Origin of the sequence: Anabaena sp. PCC 7108, assembly GCF_000332135.1 — a bacterium.
Taxonomy (GTDB): domain Bacteria; phylum Cyanobacteriota; class Cyanobacteriia; order Cyanobacteriales; family Nostocaceae; genus Anabaena.
On record NZ_KB235896.1, the window covers coordinates 501,080 to 516,814 of the forward strand.

Genomic DNA, 15,735 nt, shown 5'->3' on the forward strand with positions numbered 1-15,735 from the left:
TTTTTTTCTTATCTTCTTTTACGTGAGATAAAAAAACGGAAGGTAGAACTTTCTTGATAGCATTCCCAGTCAGAGACTGGGAACGAGATTACTACTTACCGTTACCACCATTACTAATTAGAATGCGTTCAGCCAGCTTTTCCGGGACTTCTTGCAGATGATCTTGTTCCCAATGGAAAGAACCAACGCCTAAAGTAAGCGATCGCAATTCTACAATAAAATTCTGCATTTCCGCTTGGGGTAAATATGCAGCCACGTTATCCCAACCAGGCCAATCATGTCTACCTTCATAACCCAAAATCTGCCCCCGTCTCCCACTCAACAGCTGCAACACCTTAGAGGTAAACTCATTAGGAGTAGTCACATCTACCTTTAAAATCGGCTCTAACAGGGTCGGTTGGGCTTGGGGTATACCCGTCTGCATTGCTAATCTTGCAGCTTGTTTAAAAGCCTGTTCCGAACTATCAACGCTGTGATAAGAACCATTGATTAATGTCACCGCCACATCTACGATAGGGAAACCCAAAGGACCGTGGGTGAGAAATTCCCGCACTCCCATTTCTACACCAGGAATGTATTGTTTAGGAACAACACCACCAACAATTTTTTCATTAAAGTTAAAACCTTCCCCTCTTGCTAAAGGTTGAATATCTAGAAAAACATCACCAAATTGTCCATGTCCACCGCTTTGATGTTTATAACGTCCATGAACTGAATTTACAGATTTACGAATAGTTTCTTTGTAAGGAACTTGGGGTAAATGAGTAGACATAGGCAAATTATATTTGCGACGCAATCTATCTAAAGCAACTTGCAAATGTATTTCACCTTGTCCCCACAGAATAACTTCGTGGGTATCTCCATGCTGTTCCCAATTTAAAGCCGGATCTTCTTCTAATAACTTAGTCATAGCAGCACTAAGTTTGACTTCATCATTGCGTTTTTCTGGGGTAATTGCTAAAGCAAAAACTGGTTCTAATTGTTCAGCTTTTGGTAATTCCATCCTATGGGAATTTGTAGAGATTATATCACCAGTTTTAATTCCTTCCAGCCGACTCACCGCAATAATTTCCCCAGCGACAGCTTCATTAATTTGCTGTGTTTGTTGTCCCATTAAACGGTAAAGACCACCAGCGCGAACACCATTTAAAACAATACCATCAGTTAATGTACCTTGCCAAACTCGCACTAGAGAAAGTTTACCACCTTGAGGAGTATAAAAGGTTTTGAGAACTTGAGCTAAAGGAGTATCGCTAATTTGAGCTAAACGCCGTTCTCTTGTGGTTTCGGGTTCTGGTGCTTCTCTCAACAGTGCTTCTAATAAAGGTCTAACACCATAATCTTGTTCCGCGACACCAAAGAAAACTGGTACAACTAAATCTGCACCTAATTCTAATTTTAAATCTTTGAGAATTTCTTCTTGGGGAGGTTCGATATCTTCTAAAATTTCTTCCAGTAAATGATCATCAAAATCTGCCAAAGCTTCCAGCATTTCTGCTCTGGCTATATGTTCTTCTACTTTTAATTCTGCTGGAAAAGGTATAGAATCAGCAGGTGCGCCGGGATGATATTGATATGCTTGTTCACTTACCATATCAATAAATCCTGTGAGTTGTTCCCCTTGCATAATGGGGTATTGGTGAGCAACTAAAGGACGACTAGAAACAGCTTTGAGGGAGTGTAATGTTTCTAAAACGTGAATATTTGCCCTATCCATTTTATTCACAAAAACGATATGGGGAATTTCCCAATCATCAAGGAATTTAAATAATGGTGCGAGTGTAAGTACACGTTCCCGTATTGGTTCGCAAACAACAATTGCGGCATCGACTCCCATTAAAGCATTATATGTTTCTTGGGCAAATTCTATAGAACCGGGACAGTCTATAAATGTGAAGCGAGTATTTTCATATTCGGTATTAGCTGCGGATACCTCAATACTCATGCGTCGGTCGCGGGCTTCGTTGGCGCTATCTCCGACTGTGTTACCATCTTTAACGTTACCTTTACGAGAAATCGCTCCAGTGACAAATAACAAACTTTCAAGTAAAGTGGTTTTTCCGCTTAAATAAGGGCCGACAATTGCCACATTCCGCGAACCGGATTTTACTCTTTCGTTCATAAAACCTCCTTTGCGGTGATTCCCTTAACCGCATTCTGTGTTTTTCAGGAGTAATTCATTTATTGATTCAGGAGAATTATTCCTGCTTTAGTTTTTTATTATCCTCCTTTTAATCTAAAGATAAAAAAATCGTTGCTTGTTGTAAGATTTACTTTAAGAAGATTGAAGTAGTACTAAGTTTTATTCTGAATCTAAAATTTTTGTTAAATAATTCGTTTATCACAATCAATACCTTGTCCATTTTCTGTAGGTTGGGTTAAGCGACAGCGCAACCCAACGCATTTGTTGGGTTTCATACTTCAACCCAACCTACAAATCAAGGCTTTTTCCAATTTGGACAAGGTATTGCACAATATTTTCTTACTAGTAAATTTATGACATTACCATTAAAAAAATATCCTCTAATTGGAATTGTTACTGTGCTGGTACTAAATGTAAATATTAGTCCAGTAATTTCAACCTCTTCCCCAGTTAACTCAACTCAATTGAATATCAAACCTCTCTCCAAACCTCTCTTCACCCCCCTAAAGTCTCCCCTACAGGGGGGACAAAAACTGAGCCTCTCCTTTCAGGAGAGGTTTGGAGAGGTGGAGAGAGGCTTTAACTCACCTTTCCCTGGTTGGGGGGTTAGGTCTTTTTTAGCTCAAACTACCCGTCAAACAGCGTTAGATTGGTTAAATAAAGGATTACAGGCGATTAAGGGGGGAAATATGCAAGATGCAATTAGCGCTTTTCGCCAAGCAATTCAACTTGATTCGACATTAGCACCAGCGCATTATAATTTGGGTTTAGCATTGCGACAAGCGGGACAGTTACAACCAGCAGCAGATGCATTTTATCAAGCGACGCAAGCAGATCCTCAATTTGCACCAGCTTTTGCTAATTTAGGAGGTGCGTTGTTAGAAGGGAATAATTTACAGTTAGCGGTTGATTATTTAGAACGAGCGCTTCAACTAGATCCGCAACTGGGTTTTGCCCATTATAACTTAGGACTGGTCAGAGAAATACAAAAAGATTGGCAGAGTGCGATCGCATCTTTTCAGCAAGCCATTATCTATAGTCCGAATTCCCCAGAACCCGCTTATCATTTAGGGATGTCTTATTTGCAACAAAATAAAATTGAACTTGCAAAAGAAGCCTTTACCAAAGCAATCACCATAAATCCTAGATATGCAGAAGCTTATTATAATCTTGGCTCAATTTGGTTTAATCAGGGCAAATTTAACGAAGCATTAACAGCATTTAGAAAATCAGCCGAAGTAAATTCCAATTATGCTGATGCTTATTATGGTGCAGGACTAGTATTTATACAAAAAAAACAATATTCAGAAGCAATAAAAGTATTAAAATATGCCAGAGATTTATATAAAACTCAGAAGAATTCCCAATGGGCAATAAATGCTGAACAATTGTTAATACAAGCACAAAACTTAAATAACAATTAAATAACCAATTAAATCAGGACTTACGCAACTGGCACATTGGTAGGGTGCATCAGACGGCATAAATCCTGCAAATAACCAGATTGTTGATATCTGACGCACCCTACAACAGATTTTTAGTGTGACACTTGCGTAAGTCCTATAAATAACAAACCACGCTGAGGCGCGAACCTTTAATATTACGTAACAATAAGATAATTGGGTTAACTGGCTGGTGTGGTCTGAATCCCAATAGTAATGAAAATGTATACGCAGAAACGCTTCAAGAGCCGATTTTTATTTTTTGACCGTTGGTTAGATCGTCATGCAATCGTTCGCAACATGGAGGCCTTCCAAGACTTAATTGTCATTTTCCTCTGTTTAGCCTTATTTGCAGTCATGTTAGTACAATTGTGGGGAATATTTATTGCTCTCACTCATTCACTAGACTACAAACAAGTAACAGCTAAAATGTTATTTGTATTAATTCTAGTTGAGTTATTTCGACTACTTATGGTTTACTTACAAGAGCATAGTATTGCTGTTGGTGTAGCAGTCGAAGTAGCAATTGTTTCCGTTTTGAGAGAAGTAGTAGTTCATGGTGCGCTAGATATTTCGGGAATACAAACAGCAGCAATTTGTGGCTTATTACTTATTTTGGGTGGATTATTATTAGTCTGTGCCAAAACACCTCACATGGATTGTATGAGTGCTAACACAAAATCTTGTCCAATTTTGCATTCAGGAAGGAGAGAAGAGGAAAATGAACTAGAATTTAGATATTCACGTACCTGTGATGAAAACCAACCTCCTGCATAAATAAGCCAAAAGACATCATTCTCTGGCTAGATAAACCAAGCCATAAAAGTAGCAAGTGGGAATACCAAATACTTGAGGCTGCTAATGCAGCCTTGATACTTTTCCCTCAGCTTTTTGGTAGATGAATGACTCTTTGAGAGTGAGTATAAATTAATTAGAAACTTTCAAAAGGGTAAATTTATGACTACTGGTAACGGGCAATCGCAACAACCCATTAGTAATTTAGAGTACGACTTCATTACCGTACTGCACAACAAAGCCGCAGCAGTACAAGCTTACGAACGTTACATTCAAGATGCACAAGAAGTTAATTCTCAGCCTTGTGTAGAATTGTTCCAAAAATTACGTCAATCAGAAATTGAAGAAGCACAAGAAATTCGTCATCATCTGCAACAAGTGATGGCACAAGGAAGGATGTAAACTTTAAATCCGTAGGGTGCGTTAGCAACAGCGTAACGCACCATTAGCATTTTTGAATAGGTCTTATAAATTTACAAATCATCGAATTTTTTATTTACTTCCAGAATTTCTAATCCAACGTCAATTCTATTACGACACCACATTGCGTTTTCTTTAGACCAGTTTAAATCTTCAACAAGATATTGCTGAATTAATTCAGTATTTATCTTCTTTCTTTTACAAAAACCCGAAGCTGCACAAATAAATAAATCAAGCCTTTCAATATCATTACGATGATAGCTTTGTGGATGAGAACTCAGGTATCTTTCAAATCGCTCTCTTGTTTTTGGAGATGAAATGATTTCATTTAGTCCAATATCTTCTTTTGATATTTCAATAGAAATATTCTGAACACCAGAATTAATAAATTTATTAAAATCTTGATAAAATCGCCTTAGTAAAGCGTTATATTCTAGCATTGATATATAGCCATGCTGCGAATTAAAAATATTTACTATGGAATAATATAATTGGTCATTTTTTCGAGTTTTTTTAGTCACAATATTTCTTTTAGTTATAAGAAATTTTGGTTGGTGGTAGCCATTATCTAAAGATAGAATACAGGAGGGCTTACTCGTTTCTTTTATATGTTCTTCAGATTCTTTTTGGAGATAAGTCCAATCCTTAACCTGTTGAGTGAAATCTTTAATAACATTAATTAATAAATTCGGTATCACTCATTTCTTTTGATTTTAAGTTTAATTCTTGATAAGCATTCATTTAATTAACCTAAAAATATTTAATTTGCTTGACAAGGATGTAGGAAACCACCTGAATTAAATTCTATGTTGGTCACGAGCGATAACTAAGCAATATATAGAAATCGTGCCTTTTTCCCCTGCTTCTATCTTTAAAAAGATACACCTCCGACCACCGAAAAAGGTTTAAAATCTCTTAGACAATTGCCAAATCATAATGCAAAACTAAAATTTCATCTGCTCTTAACGTAGCCATTGCATATTCACACCCTTGAGAGTCAGCAAATTCTACTAAATAATAACATTCTTCTCCTTCCTCATAAACTTCTACAATTGTTCCGACTTGCCCATTTGGTAAACTTGAAATAGAAGTATAATCTTCTTCCACCAAGGTTAATCGCTCAACTGGAATAGGCTTGAGAGTGGCGATAGTATCTAAAAGTTTAAGTTTTTTCATCTAATTTAAGAAACGCAGTAATCAAGCGTGGATTAGGATTTTTAGCAGTAATTTCCCAGATTGTCCGCAGTCTAATTCCATCTGTATCAGGTACTATCCAATCTACCTTAAACTGTTCACCAAATGGTGTTGTGTTTTGCTGGACAACTTCACCTGATATTGCGGCTGTTTGTACAAGTTCACGCAAAATATTAGCATCTTCAACTTTAATTCCTAAAACTGATGCAAAAACCCTAGCTTTATGTTTTCCACTAGGATGTTCTAGGTTTAGGCAGTAGTCAGTTAGCTTTTCCATAGCTATCTCTGACTTTTCGCCATTGGGTAATTTCATCTTTTGAATTTGGGTAGATGCACCTAATACAATAACTACTTATTTAAGATTATATCAATAAATCACATCTCCTCCGCGAACCTCTGCGCTTACCTCCGCGTTTCCTCTGCGTTAAAAAACAATACCCCTCTCCGCCACCGGAAAGGGGTAAATCATAGCTGCAACTCAGCACTACCTAATAAGCATCTTGCAACTCATAGAAATCAGGCGAAATGTAATCCTTACGTAAAGGCCAACCCACCCAATCTTCCGGCATCAAAATCCGCTTCAAATTGGGATGACCTTCATAGATAATGCCATACATATCGTAAGACTCACGCTCTTGCCAGTCCGCAGTCTTCCAAATCCAGTAAACTGAAGGCACAGAGGGATTTTCTCTAGGTAAGAACACCTTGACTCGGACTTCTGCCGGCTTATCAGCATTATCACTGACTTTAACCAAGTGATAAACACTCACCAATTCTTGTCCTGGACCCAAGTCAATACCTCCTTGAAACTGGAGATAATTAAACCCGTAGGCGTACAAAGCTGTAGCAGTAGGAAGTAAGAAATCTGCTGCTACCTTAATAATCTCCACCCCGTTCACGTCTGGGGCTAAAGATTCATGGTCAAAGCCATTTTCCGTCAACCACTGAGAAACTTGACCAGCAGGAACTATAGACTCTTCTGCTGCGGGAACCAATTTAGATTCTTCTTCAGCCACGCTTTTCTTCCTCCTTTGTCTTTGCTGTCAGTAGCGCTGGTGGTATGGGCATACCCATAGCTTCCGTTAATTCCTTCGGTGGAGTAAAGCGGGTATCTGACTGCATATACTTACCAGTTAAAATCATTGGTACTGGTTTCAAGTTATGAGTCGTACTGTAATAGCGGTGAGTTTGTTTAATTTGACCCCGTTCTTGCATGGAATCATTGGCAATTTTCTTCCGCAACTTAATAATTGCGTCAATAATCGCTTCAGGACGGGGAGGACAACCGGGTAAATATACATCGACCGGAATCAGCTTATCAACTCCGCGCACTGCACTAGGAGAGTCAACACTGAACATTCCCCCAGTAATTGTACAAGCACCCATAGCAATTACATACTTGGGTTCGGGCATTTGTTCATAAAGACGCACCAATTGAGGAGCCATCTTCATGGTAATTGTTCCCGCAGTGATAATTAAATCAGCTTGACGGGGGCTAGAACGGGGAATTAGTCCAAAACGGTCAAAGTCGAATCGAGAGCCGATTAAAGCGGCAAATTCAATGAAGCAGCAAGCTGTACCAAATAGCAAAGGCCACAAACTAGAAAGCCGCGCCCAGTTGTAGAGGTCATCAACGGTGGTTAAGATGACGTTTTCTGAGAGTTCTTGAGTGACAGTAGGGCGATCAACAGGGTTGATGATACGCTCTTTATCCTGGGTGGTTATATTAGAATTCAAGACCATTCCAAAGCTCCTTTACGCCATGCGTAAACTAAGGCGATTACGAGAATCGCAATAAAAACTAGCGCTTCAATAAACGCCAATAAACCCAAACGGTGGAAAGCAACCGCCCAAGGGTACAAAAATACAGTTTCTACGTCAAAAACGACAAAAACCAGTGCGAACATATAGTAGCGAATGTTGAATTGAATCCAGGCTCCGCCAATGGGTTCCATGCCGGATTCATAAGTGGTGCGCCGTTCTGGGCTGAAGCTACTAGGTCTGAGGAGCTTGGACGCTGAGAGCGCCAGGGCTGGTACTAGGCTACAGAGAAGGAAGAAGCCTAGAAGGTATTCGTAACCGCTGAGGACAAACACAATGGATATCTACCGCTGATGGTGTAATTGAAATGGAGAATTTTCCTTTACATTATATCTTTCCAGGCTTTCTGAAATCGTGGAATTAGACACACTGAGGGTAGGGTGTTGATTTGATTGTAAATTAATTTAAAAATGCTCATGCAGTTTCTAGAAATAGCAAGAAATGGGTGGCATTGAACCACTGCTATTCATAAATTGAGGAATGGGTGAATAAATTAACAGTATGAATTCCTCGATAGAAACTACTAATAGTTACAATAGAGAAGCCTATAAATGCATTGCTAAAGCGATAGCGAAGCGCTCCGTAGGAATCGCATTTATGCAGAAAAATCATCTACACCAGCCTGACTTGCAAACCGTAGCTCAACACGTACAACTGAGTGAATATCACTTTCAGCGCTTATTTACGAAATGGGCAGGAATCAGTCCCAAACGTTTCTGGCAATATCTCACGGTTGAATATGCAAAATCAAAAATCACTGAGACTAAGAGCCTTTTATCTCTGACTATGGATGTCGGGTTATCGAGTCCAGGACGTTTACACGACTTGTTTGTGAAGCTAGAAGCCATGTCACCCGGTGAATTTAAGTCTGGGGGTGCTGGGTTGAAGATTTGGTATGGTATTCATGAAACCCCTTTTGGTGATTGTCTCATTGCCACAACAGCACGTGGCATCTGCAATCTTCATTTCCTGAATGCAAAAGATGAAGAAATTGCTGAAAATAACCTGCGTACAGAATGGAAAAATGCAGAAATCATTCATGATCAGCAAGTGACAAGAGAAACTATCACTCGCATCTTCCAACCAGTTGCAGACAATAGTCCTCCCTTAGTCCTTGACGTTAAAGGGACTAACTTCCAGATTCAAGTTTGGCGATCGCTGCTGAGAGTTCCCTGGGGAGGAATTACCACCTATAAGGGTTTAGCAGCATCAATGGGTCGTCCAACCGCTGCTAGAGCCGTAGGTAACGCAATTGGAAGTAATCCAGTTGCCTACTTAATTCCCTGTCATCGCGTGATTCGAGAATCGGGTGAGATGGGTGGTTATAGGTGGGGATTAGAACGTAAGACGGTTCTCCTGGGATGGGAAGCTAGTCGAAATCAGCTAAGTTAAGCCTTTGCATCACCTACCACAGTATATTTGTTTGGTAGGTTTTAAATGCACCGTCTTTCGTGATCACAGGTATACTTTCTGCTAAACTTTGGGCGATTATGAGCCTGTCAAATGGATCTTTATGGTGAAAAGGCAGCTTTGCTAACTCATCTAAATGTTCTGGTTGTATTTCAAGTAACTCAATAGCATTTCCATACACTTCCCGCTTAACTAACTCAGTGAGCGCCATGCCAAGTTCTAGCTTGCCGATACTAACCTTGATAGACATCTCCCAGAGACTCGCAATGCTCAAAAATCTCTGGTTTTCTTGGTTTTCGATCAAATTCCTGGCCGCGTTACTACTCCCTTCACAATGTAAAACTACATATCTTCTTCCTTCTTCCTTCGCGCTCTATCCCTACGGGACACTTCGTGAACGCGTCTTTGCGGTTCATTTAATCCATATTCTTCCAGTGATTAGGGAGTAAGATTGAGAATACCTTCGATAAACCACAGAAACGTATGGGTATCGAGTAGAAGCTTCATGGAGTGTATTCCTCAAAGTCCTCTAATGGCTCATCAAAATCATCTGTCATTCTTACTAACCCCTTAGCACTGCCAAATTTAGGACTTGCCCTTACTGCTGTAATTGGCACAATTTTGAAAGATGATCCATCGTTCCGAGTGATGATAACTTCTTCTCCACCTGCCACTTCTTCAATTAGCTTTGCCAGTTGAGTCTCAGCTTCTTTCAAGTTAATCTGGTGCATTGATGGTTTCCAGCCAAAAAACCGATGTCTTGAATATAGCTTCTTTGTGAGGTCATTGTTCAAGGAGCATTGTTGCTATTACAAAGTTTTTGATGACGTTTAATGGACTCAGCTATTTCATACATTAATGGCTTATCCCGTTCTAAATTGAATGGTGTGGCATTTTTCCAATCATAAAACCATACTGGCTTTCGTCGCTTATCCTCTGGCTCGATCGGATATCTTGGAAAAACATGGGCGTGTAGTGCTGCCTCACTGTTACCTAAAATCTCGTAATTGATGCGAGTAGCACCAGTGACTTCCAGCAGTGCATCTCCCAATAATGTCATGTCTTGCAAGAAGTTTAGACGCTGATCCATTGTTAAAGCATTTAGGTCTGGAACCACAGGATCGGGTAGCAAGAGAGAGTAACCCCGCAAAAACTGCACATCTCCAAGTACTACCCAACCTGATCCAACACGGCAAATTACGGTGGGATTAGTTCCCTGTCGTGCGGCCTCAACTCGATCATGAATGAGAGTGGACATATAAAATTACTAAATAGAAAAGCCTAACAAATATGTCATAATTTGTAACGTATCTTTAAGATTTGCCCTCTGGGAGGCTTTAGCCATGAGCGAACAAGCTGAACAAGCTGAACAAGCTATTGAAACTCCAGTTTTAGATAGGTATGAATGTCGCTCTTGCGGTTACGTTTATGAACCGGAGAAAGGAGACGACAAAAGTGATATTACCGCTGGGACACTGTTTGCAGAACTACCTGCCAGTTGGCGTTGTCCAGTTTGTACTGCTAACAAGGTAGCTTTTGCCAACATTGGTCCTGCGGGTACAGCATCTGGTTTCAAAGAAAATTTAGGTTACGGCTTAGGTGTTAATACGCTGACACCAACCCAAAAGAACATTTTGATCTTCGGTGCTTTAGCCCTTGGTTTCTTGTTCTTTATCAGTCTTTACGGCTTACAATAAGAACCGGTTTTCACAAATACCTTACACAAATTTAGAAAAGACTAAGAAATACTGATGCACTCAATTGTAAAAAAGTGGCAAGGAATTTTTGCCGCGTTAATAGTAGTTATAGCTTGTATAGGTTGTAGCAAAGTTCCCTCTATCAGCTACAATCCCTGGCAAGTTATTAATGTGCCAACAGAGTCGAAACTATTTGATATTGGCTTTACTGGCAATCCCCAACATGGTTATTTAGTTGGTAGTAATGCTACCTTATTAGAAACCAAAGATGGTGGAAATACTTGGCAGCCTCTCAAACTGGAACTAGATGATGAAAGGTATCGCTTTAACTCAGTTAGTTTTACTGGTAATGAAGGCTGGATTGCTGGAGAGCCTTCGTTGCTGCTACATACTACTGATGAAGGTAAATCTTGGTCACGTATTCCCTTAACCGAAAAGTTACCAGGTAGCCCAATTGCGATCACCGCCTTGGCTGAAAATACAGCCGAAATGGCTACTGATGTGGGTGCTATCTATCAAACTACAGATGGTGGTAAAAACTGGAAAGCACAAGTCGAAGCTGCTGTTGGTGTGGTGCGTAACCTAGAGCGATCGCCTGATGGTAAGTATATCGCTGTTTCTGCCAAAGGTAGTTTTTACTCAGTCTGGGAACCAGGACAAGCAGCTTGGGAACCCCATAACCGTCTCAGTTCTCGACGAGTAGAAAATATGGGCTTTGCTGATAATGGCCAGTTATGGTTGTTAGCAAGAGGTGGTCAAGTTCAATTTAGCGACTTGACTAAACCAGATGAATGGCTAGACGTAGAATATCCAGAATTGGCCACCAGCTGGGGTTTACTAGATTTGGCCTATCGCACACCCGATGAAATCTGGATTGGTGGCGGTAGTGGTAATCTGTTACGCAGTACCGACGGCGGCAAAACTTGGGAAAAAGACCGGGAAGTGGAAGGAGTGGCCGCTAATTTTTACAAAATTGTATTTTTTAAGCCAGACCAAGGTTTTATCATTGGCGATCGCGGTATTTTACTCAAATATAACCCCAGTGCAGAACCAGCTGACCAACCAGAGGCTGCTTAGTTACATCCAGGGTTAAGTGATGATACTCTTTTCTGAGAAGAACGTTGCAAGTTGTAACTGTTTCTAAACTTTGTAGGATAATAAACTCAATAGTAGTTTTCGTGAAGGTAGTGATTTAAATGGCAGGTACCACTGGAGAGCGTCCGTTTTCGGACATTATTACCAGCATTCGTTACTGGGTAATTCACAGCATCACCATTCCAGCTTTATTTGTGGCTGGCTGGCTATTTGTCAGCACCGGACTGGCTTATGATGTGTTTGGCACACCCCGTCCTAATGAGTATTTCACACAGGTGCGTCAAGAAGTGCCAATTGTGAAAAACCGTTTTGAAGCTAAAAAGCAAGTAGAAACATTTATCGGAAAGTAATTTGAAATCATGACTAGCGGCAATAACATCAATCAACCAGTTACCTATCCAATTTTTACGGTTAGATGGCTTGCAGTTCACACTTTAGGTGTACCAACTGTCTTCTTTTTGGGCGCGATCGCCGCAATGCAGTTTATTCAACGCTAGGAGTAATTTATGGAAAGATCACCAAATCCTAATCAACAACCAGTTGAATTAAACCGTACCTCTCTGTACCTAGGACTACTCTTGGTTTTTGTGCTAGGGATTCTGTTCTCCAGTTACTTCTTTAACTAACTGGAACCGTCATTGCTAATTTCTGTTGATTTGTTCTTAAGAGAGGAGAAAACCATGTCTGGAAGTGGAAGAATTCCCCTGTGGGTCGTCGCTACGGTCGCAGGCTTAGGTGTAATTACTGTTGTAGGTATTTTCTTTTATGGAGCCTACGCTGGAATCGGTTCTTCGTTGTAATGATAAGCTGATCCGAATTTTTGTTTAAAAAACATCAAAAACCGCCTATCTCAATGAGAACGGCGGTTTTTTAACTAAAAGTTGAGACAGGGTGCAGGAAGAAGAAAAAAGAAAGCAGGAAGAAAAAAGAAGAAATACTCTCCGTGTCTCCCCATCCCCGCGTCTCCGCGTCTTCCCATCTCCGCGTCTCCGCGTCTCCCCATCTCCCTGTCTCCCCAATCATGAGTCCCTAATTAGGCGATATCTTCGCTTTCAATGTATGAAAATAGAAATGCGAAAATGACTGCTGGTAAAACTAGACCAGTCAGAGGTACGAAAATGGAAGGTAAAAATGAAGAATAGGCCAAAATAGAGGGCAGAAGTGAACCTGACATAGTAAAAGTCCTTTTAAGTCACACTACAATTCAAAACGAGCTTACTGTAAAATTCTGCCTATTTTTGCAAATTCTCAAGATTTTTAACACAGACCTTTACATACCCAGCAGTTCATCTGGTTCCAGACTCGGTAAATCAGGAGGAATCACAGTTTTGACTACTGTAACTTTGCGACTTTCCTGTTGTGTAGTCAAATCGAGAGCGATCGCTTCCACACGGATTTCCACACAGCCTAAAGGTACAACTAAGTGAGTTACTGCTTCCCAATTTCCCCAGGAGGTAGGTCGCAAGTCTTTGAGTAGATGCGGCCCGTCTAGCAACCCACGAGTTTGGTAATCTTCAACCCATAACTTCACCGCCACCCCTGACCATATCTCAGACAGTTCTAAACGCACTTTCACCGACTTTCCAGCCAGCAATTCACCATTGGGCAGAAAGAGTTGGGGTGTTGGTAAAAATGCCAGTACAGGACTAAATATATCTACTAGTGGTTGTTCTTGTTGTTCAGGAGACTGATTGTTGTTTTTATTTGTCAGTGGTCTATAAATATCATCGAGATCATCGAGAACGATTTCTTGGGATAACAAAGTAGTATTGGTTTGGAGCGTGCTAGGAAGTAGTATTTGTCCTGCTTCTAGTTGTGATTCACCAGCATCTAAAGAAGGATTTTCTGCAAAATTATCTATATCTAGCTCCTCAACTGCCGAATTTTCTCCATTCAGAGTTAAAGGCTGCTCCTGATTTGACTCATGAGTATGATTATCTTCATCTACTAACTCGATACCTGCTGGTAACAATAATCCTTGATTCTGCATCCACTTTTTAATTAGGGGAGATAAATCTGGGGTATTTGTGGTGATGGATTCTTCACCCTCCAGAGTCGGAACTTGAGTAACAGGATTTTCTGTTAATTCGAGATTAGGTACATCTGCAAATGCGATCGCTTCATTGATATTGTTAGCATCTCCTAGGAGTTGAGATTCATCTGGAATCTGAGATCCTAAGGCATCCAGAGGGTTAATTTTGACTTCTTCTTCTCTAACTGGGACTACTTTTAACCGTTTTAAGTAGGGTAAAGTAGTTTTTGTCTGTTTAATCACCAACTTTTCCAGATCAATTGGAGCTATCTGCCGAGCTATTTTCACAGTTCCTGTTAATGTCAGTGATTCTGCCACTACAGCATCAGTAGCAATGGCATCTTTTTGACTTCCAGGCAGCTTGGGGAGTTGCGGTGAAAGCCTATCCAAAAAAACTATAGGTTTAATTCGCGGTGGTAAAGATTTGTTGCGGGATGGTTTTAAGATATGAAACTGGGCTAGTTTTGGCTTTTTGCCCAAATTAAACAGTTCTAAACTGATACTGACAAGTGGTTCCTGCTTTGTGGCATCTACTTGGGTAGGTGGCACATTGCTGTCAGTTGATAAGTCTGGTGTAATTGATTTTTTGCTGCTAACTGTCAGTAATTCTGTGACATCTGCTGTAATTGTCAAAGCATTGCTGGCTAAGAGTATGACTTCACCACCATTTGTAACTGCGCCATATAAATTAATATCTGCCAAAATCAACTTTGATTCGGACTCAGTGGGAATATCAATTACAGTACTAAATCTCAAAGGCAAGGTTTTAGCTGTGAGAGGCTGCTTGACTTGAGTTAAAATTTGTGACTCTAGGGGCGATCGCAGTTCAATGACTAGTTGCAGCTGATCGAGGCTTATAGTAGATAATATTTCATCTTCCAGATTCCCCATTTCTGCCAATTCCACTTCTCCATTTACTGTTATGGGCTTTCCCCAACAAGTAATGTAAGTATCCCGTTCTAAAGATAGTTTCAATAGCGGGTGTGGTGATATTGGTCTAAAATCCTCAAATAGTTGTTTTTCATCTAAGGATTCCGAGGTAGGTAAAGCCAAATCTATTAAGCTTTGTAAAATCTGTTCCGCTGTCTCGCCTTTAACCCAAACTGGGCTAACAGGCTGGTTAATAATTATATCTTCTTCAGTTTCCGTGAAAACATCCTGAATATCTAAATTCTCATGTGGAGTAATCCCAGATTCCTCTTCGGCATCTAATTGCTTGTCAAACTGATCAACAATACCGGGGGTTGGTTGGCCACTAAGTTCTTGGGGTAAGACTTTAATCGTCAGCGTATATTGCCAGGATTCACCTAGCATATGCGTCATCAAGTCACCAGAACATCGTAACTCCCAAATTCCGGGTTTGAGATCAATAAAGGGAATGACAGCCATTAATCCATCTGCATTTGTGCGACGCAAACGCTTAAAAATTCTCCGTTTGGGGAGAACTTCCTGGATTGACGAGTGAGTTACCCGCACTTCTACATCTGTATTGCTAAGATGAGAACGAGCCAAAACTCTATACTTACCTGCCAAAATTTTTAGAGTTGGCGATTCCAGGGTTTGCCAAGTGCGATCGCCCTGTTTCTGTATCAGAAATTGCCAGTGTTCCATTGTGAGTAATGCCCAAGCCGAATAGCCACCGATTAATATTTTGCATTAACTTGCTTGCCAGTTTAACTCAGGAAT

General features: G+C 40.3%; 21 protein-coding genes and 1 pseudogene. 10 read left to right on the plus strand and 12 right to left on the minus strand.

From position 1 onward, the window contains the following. Window positions 1-91: 91 nt before the first annotated feature. Complete coding sequence (locus tag ANA7108_RS0102950) at window positions 92-2,122, minus strand: elongation factor G (protein ID WP_016949272.1); 2,031 nt, start codon at window positions 2,120-2,122, stop codon at window positions 92-94. A gap of 374 nt (window positions 2,123-2,496) precedes the next feature. Between ANA7108_RS0102950 and ANA7108_RS26710 the strand changes: the two genes are divergently transcribed. The 3 genes from ANA7108_RS26710 to ANA7108_RS0102970 all read left to right on the plus strand — a co-directional run bounded on the left by ANA7108_RS26710 (window position 2,497) and on the right by ANA7108_RS0102970 (window position 4,782). Continuing rightward, window positions 2,497-3,567: a lipopolysaccharide assembly protein LapB gene (locus ANA7108_RS26710; RefSeq protein WP_016949274.1), complete on the plus strand. Its 1,071-nt coding sequence runs from the start codon at window positions 2,497-2,499 to the stop codon at window positions 3,565-3,567. A gap of 240 nt (window positions 3,568-3,807) precedes the next feature. Further along, window positions 3,808-4,362 carry a phosphate-starvation-inducible PsiE family protein gene (locus tag ANA7108_RS0102965; protein ID WP_016949275.1) on the plus strand — a complete coding sequence of 185 codons (555 nt, stop codon included), beginning with the start codon at window positions 3,808-3,810 and terminating at the stop codon, window positions 4,360-4,362. Window positions 4,363-4,542: 180 nt separating this feature from the next. Then, the gene (locus ANA7108_RS0102970) at window positions 4,543-4,782 is read left to right on the plus strand and encodes a hypothetical protein (RefSeq protein WP_016949276.1); all 240 of its coding nucleotides are present in this window, start codon (window positions 4,543-4,545) and stop codon (window positions 4,780-4,782) included. Between the two features lie 71 nt (window positions 4,783-4,853). On the opposite strand, the gene ANA7108_RS0102975 is transcribed toward ANA7108_RS0102970, so the two are convergent. From ANA7108_RS0102975 to ndhC, 6 genes are all read right to left on the minus strand, one after another. Next, on the minus strand, window positions 4,854-5,498 hold the full coding sequence (locus tag ANA7108_RS0102975; RefSeq protein ID WP_016949277.1) for a hypothetical protein: 645 nt from the start codon (window positions 5,496-5,498) through the stop codon (window positions 4,854-4,856). A gap of 217 nt (window positions 5,499-5,715) precedes the next feature. Beyond that, window positions 5,716-5,976, minus strand: a complete 261-nt coding sequence (locus ANA7108_RS0102980; protein ID WP_016949278.1) for a DUF4926 domain-containing protein — start codon at window positions 5,974-5,976, stop codon at window positions 5,716-5,718. After that, a complete protein-coding gene (locus ANA7108_RS0102985; protein ID WP_016949279.1) occupies window positions 5,963-6,307 on the minus strand; it encodes a DUF6883 domain-containing protein in 345 nt (114 codons plus the stop codon). Before ANA7108_RS0102985 ends, ANA7108_RS0102980 begins: the two co-directional genes overlap by 14 nt. 175 nt (window positions 6,308-6,482) lie before the next feature. Next, window positions 6,483-7,010 carry an NAD(P)H-quinone oxidoreductase subunit J gene (locus ANA7108_RS0102990; RefSeq protein ID WP_016949280.1) on the minus strand — a complete coding sequence of 176 codons (528 nt, stop codon included), beginning with the start codon at window positions 7,008-7,010 and terminating at the stop codon, window positions 6,483-6,485. Beyond that, complete coding sequence (gene ndhK, locus ANA7108_RS0102995) at window positions 7,003-7,737, minus strand: photosynthetic/respiratory NAD(P)H-quinone oxidoreductase subunit K (protein WP_016949281.1); 735 nt, start codon at window positions 7,735-7,737, stop codon at window positions 7,003-7,005. Before ndhK ends, ANA7108_RS0102990 begins: the two co-directional genes overlap by 8 nt. Then, window positions 7,728-8,090 carry a photosynthetic/respiratory NAD(P)H-quinone oxidoreductase subunit C gene (gene ndhC / locus ANA7108_RS0103000; RefSeq protein ID WP_015214106.1) on the minus strand — a complete coding sequence of 121 codons (363 nt, stop codon included), beginning with the start codon at window positions 8,088-8,090 and terminating at the stop codon, window positions 7,728-7,730. Before ndhC ends, ndhK begins: the two co-directional genes overlap by 10 nt. Before the next feature lie 226 nt (window positions 8,091-8,316). Between ndhC and ANA7108_RS0103005 the strand changes: the two genes are divergently transcribed. Continuing rightward, window positions 8,317-9,207 carry a methylated-DNA--[protein]-cysteine S-methyltransferase gene (locus ANA7108_RS0103005; protein ID WP_016949283.1) on the plus strand — a complete coding sequence of 297 codons (891 nt, stop codon included), beginning with the start codon at window positions 8,317-8,319 and terminating at the stop codon, window positions 9,205-9,207. A 13-nt stretch (window positions 9,208-9,220) separates the two neighbouring features. On the opposite strand, the pseudogene ANA7108_RS26715 reads toward ANA7108_RS0103005, so the two are convergent. From ANA7108_RS26715 to ANA7108_RS0103020, 3 genes and pseudogenes are all read right to left on the minus strand, one after another. Then, window positions 9,221-9,532: pseudogene (locus tag ANA7108_RS26715) on the minus strand (type II toxin-antitoxin system VapC family toxin); the annotation flags it as partial. 196 nt (window positions 9,533-9,728) lie between these two features. Then, window positions 9,729-9,956 (minus strand): type II toxin-antitoxin system Phd/YefM family antitoxin, encoded by a 228-nt coding sequence (locus ANA7108_RS0103015; RefSeq protein ID WP_016949285.1) that lies wholly within the window; start codon window positions 9,954-9,956, stop codon window positions 9,729-9,731. Between the two features lie 59 nt (window positions 9,957-10,015). Further along, window positions 10,016-10,483: an HIT family protein gene (locus ANA7108_RS0103020; RefSeq protein WP_016949286.1), complete on the minus strand. Its 468-nt coding sequence runs from the start codon at window positions 10,481-10,483 to the stop codon at window positions 10,016-10,018. A gap of 85 nt (window positions 10,484-10,568) precedes the next feature. Between ANA7108_RS0103020 and ANA7108_RS0103025 the strand changes: the two genes are divergently transcribed. From ANA7108_RS0103025 to ANA7108_RS28485, 6 genes are all read left to right on the plus strand, one after another. Further along, entirely contained in the window at window positions 10,569-10,922 is a 354-nt protein-coding gene (locus ANA7108_RS0103025; protein WP_016949287.1) for a rubredoxin, read from the plus strand. A gap of 54 nt (window positions 10,923-10,976) precedes the next feature. Then, window positions 10,977-11,999 carry a photosynthesis system II assembly factor Ycf48 gene (locus ANA7108_RS0103030; protein WP_016949288.1) on the plus strand — a complete coding sequence of 341 codons (1,023 nt, stop codon included), beginning with the start codon at window positions 10,977-10,979 and terminating at the stop codon, window positions 11,997-11,999. A gap of 119 nt (window positions 12,000-12,118) precedes the next feature. After that, window positions 12,119-12,367 (plus strand): cytochrome b559 subunit alpha, encoded by a 249-nt coding sequence (psbE, locus tag ANA7108_RS0103035; protein ID WP_016949289.1) that lies wholly within the window; start codon window positions 12,119-12,121, stop codon window positions 12,365-12,367. Between the two features lie 9 nt (window positions 12,368-12,376). Then, complete coding sequence (gene psbF / locus ANA7108_RS0103040) at window positions 12,377-12,514, plus strand: cytochrome b559 subunit beta (RefSeq protein WP_015115279.1); 138 nt, start codon at window positions 12,377-12,379, stop codon at window positions 12,512-12,514. Between the two features lie 9 nt (window positions 12,515-12,523). Further along, window positions 12,524-12,643 (plus strand): photosystem II reaction center protein L, encoded by a 120-nt coding sequence (locus ANA7108_RS28480; RefSeq protein ID WP_084776858.1) that lies wholly within the window; start codon window positions 12,524-12,526, stop codon window positions 12,641-12,643. 54 nt (window positions 12,644-12,697) lie between these two features. After that, complete coding sequence (locus ANA7108_RS28485) at window positions 12,698-12,817, plus strand: photosystem II reaction center protein J (RefSeq protein WP_016949290.1); 120 nt, start codon at window positions 12,698-12,700, stop codon at window positions 12,815-12,817. A gap of 233 nt (window positions 12,818-13,050) precedes the next feature. Here the strand turns inward: ANA7108_RS28485 and psaI are convergent, their stop codons facing one another. Both psaI and ANA7108_RS0103050 read right to left on the minus strand, forming a co-directional pair. Continuing rightward, window positions 13,051-13,191 (minus strand): photosystem I reaction center subunit VIII, encoded by a 141-nt coding sequence (gene psaI, locus ANA7108_RS28490; RefSeq protein WP_084776859.1) that lies wholly within the window; start codon window positions 13,189-13,191, stop codon window positions 13,051-13,053. Window positions 13,192-13,287: 96 nt separating this feature from the next. Beyond that, complete coding sequence (locus ANA7108_RS0103050) at window positions 13,288-15,660, minus strand: hypothetical protein (protein ID WP_016949291.1); 2,373 nt, start codon at window positions 15,658-15,660, stop codon at window positions 13,288-13,290. Between the last annotated feature and the right edge of the window lie 75 nt (window positions 15,661-15,735).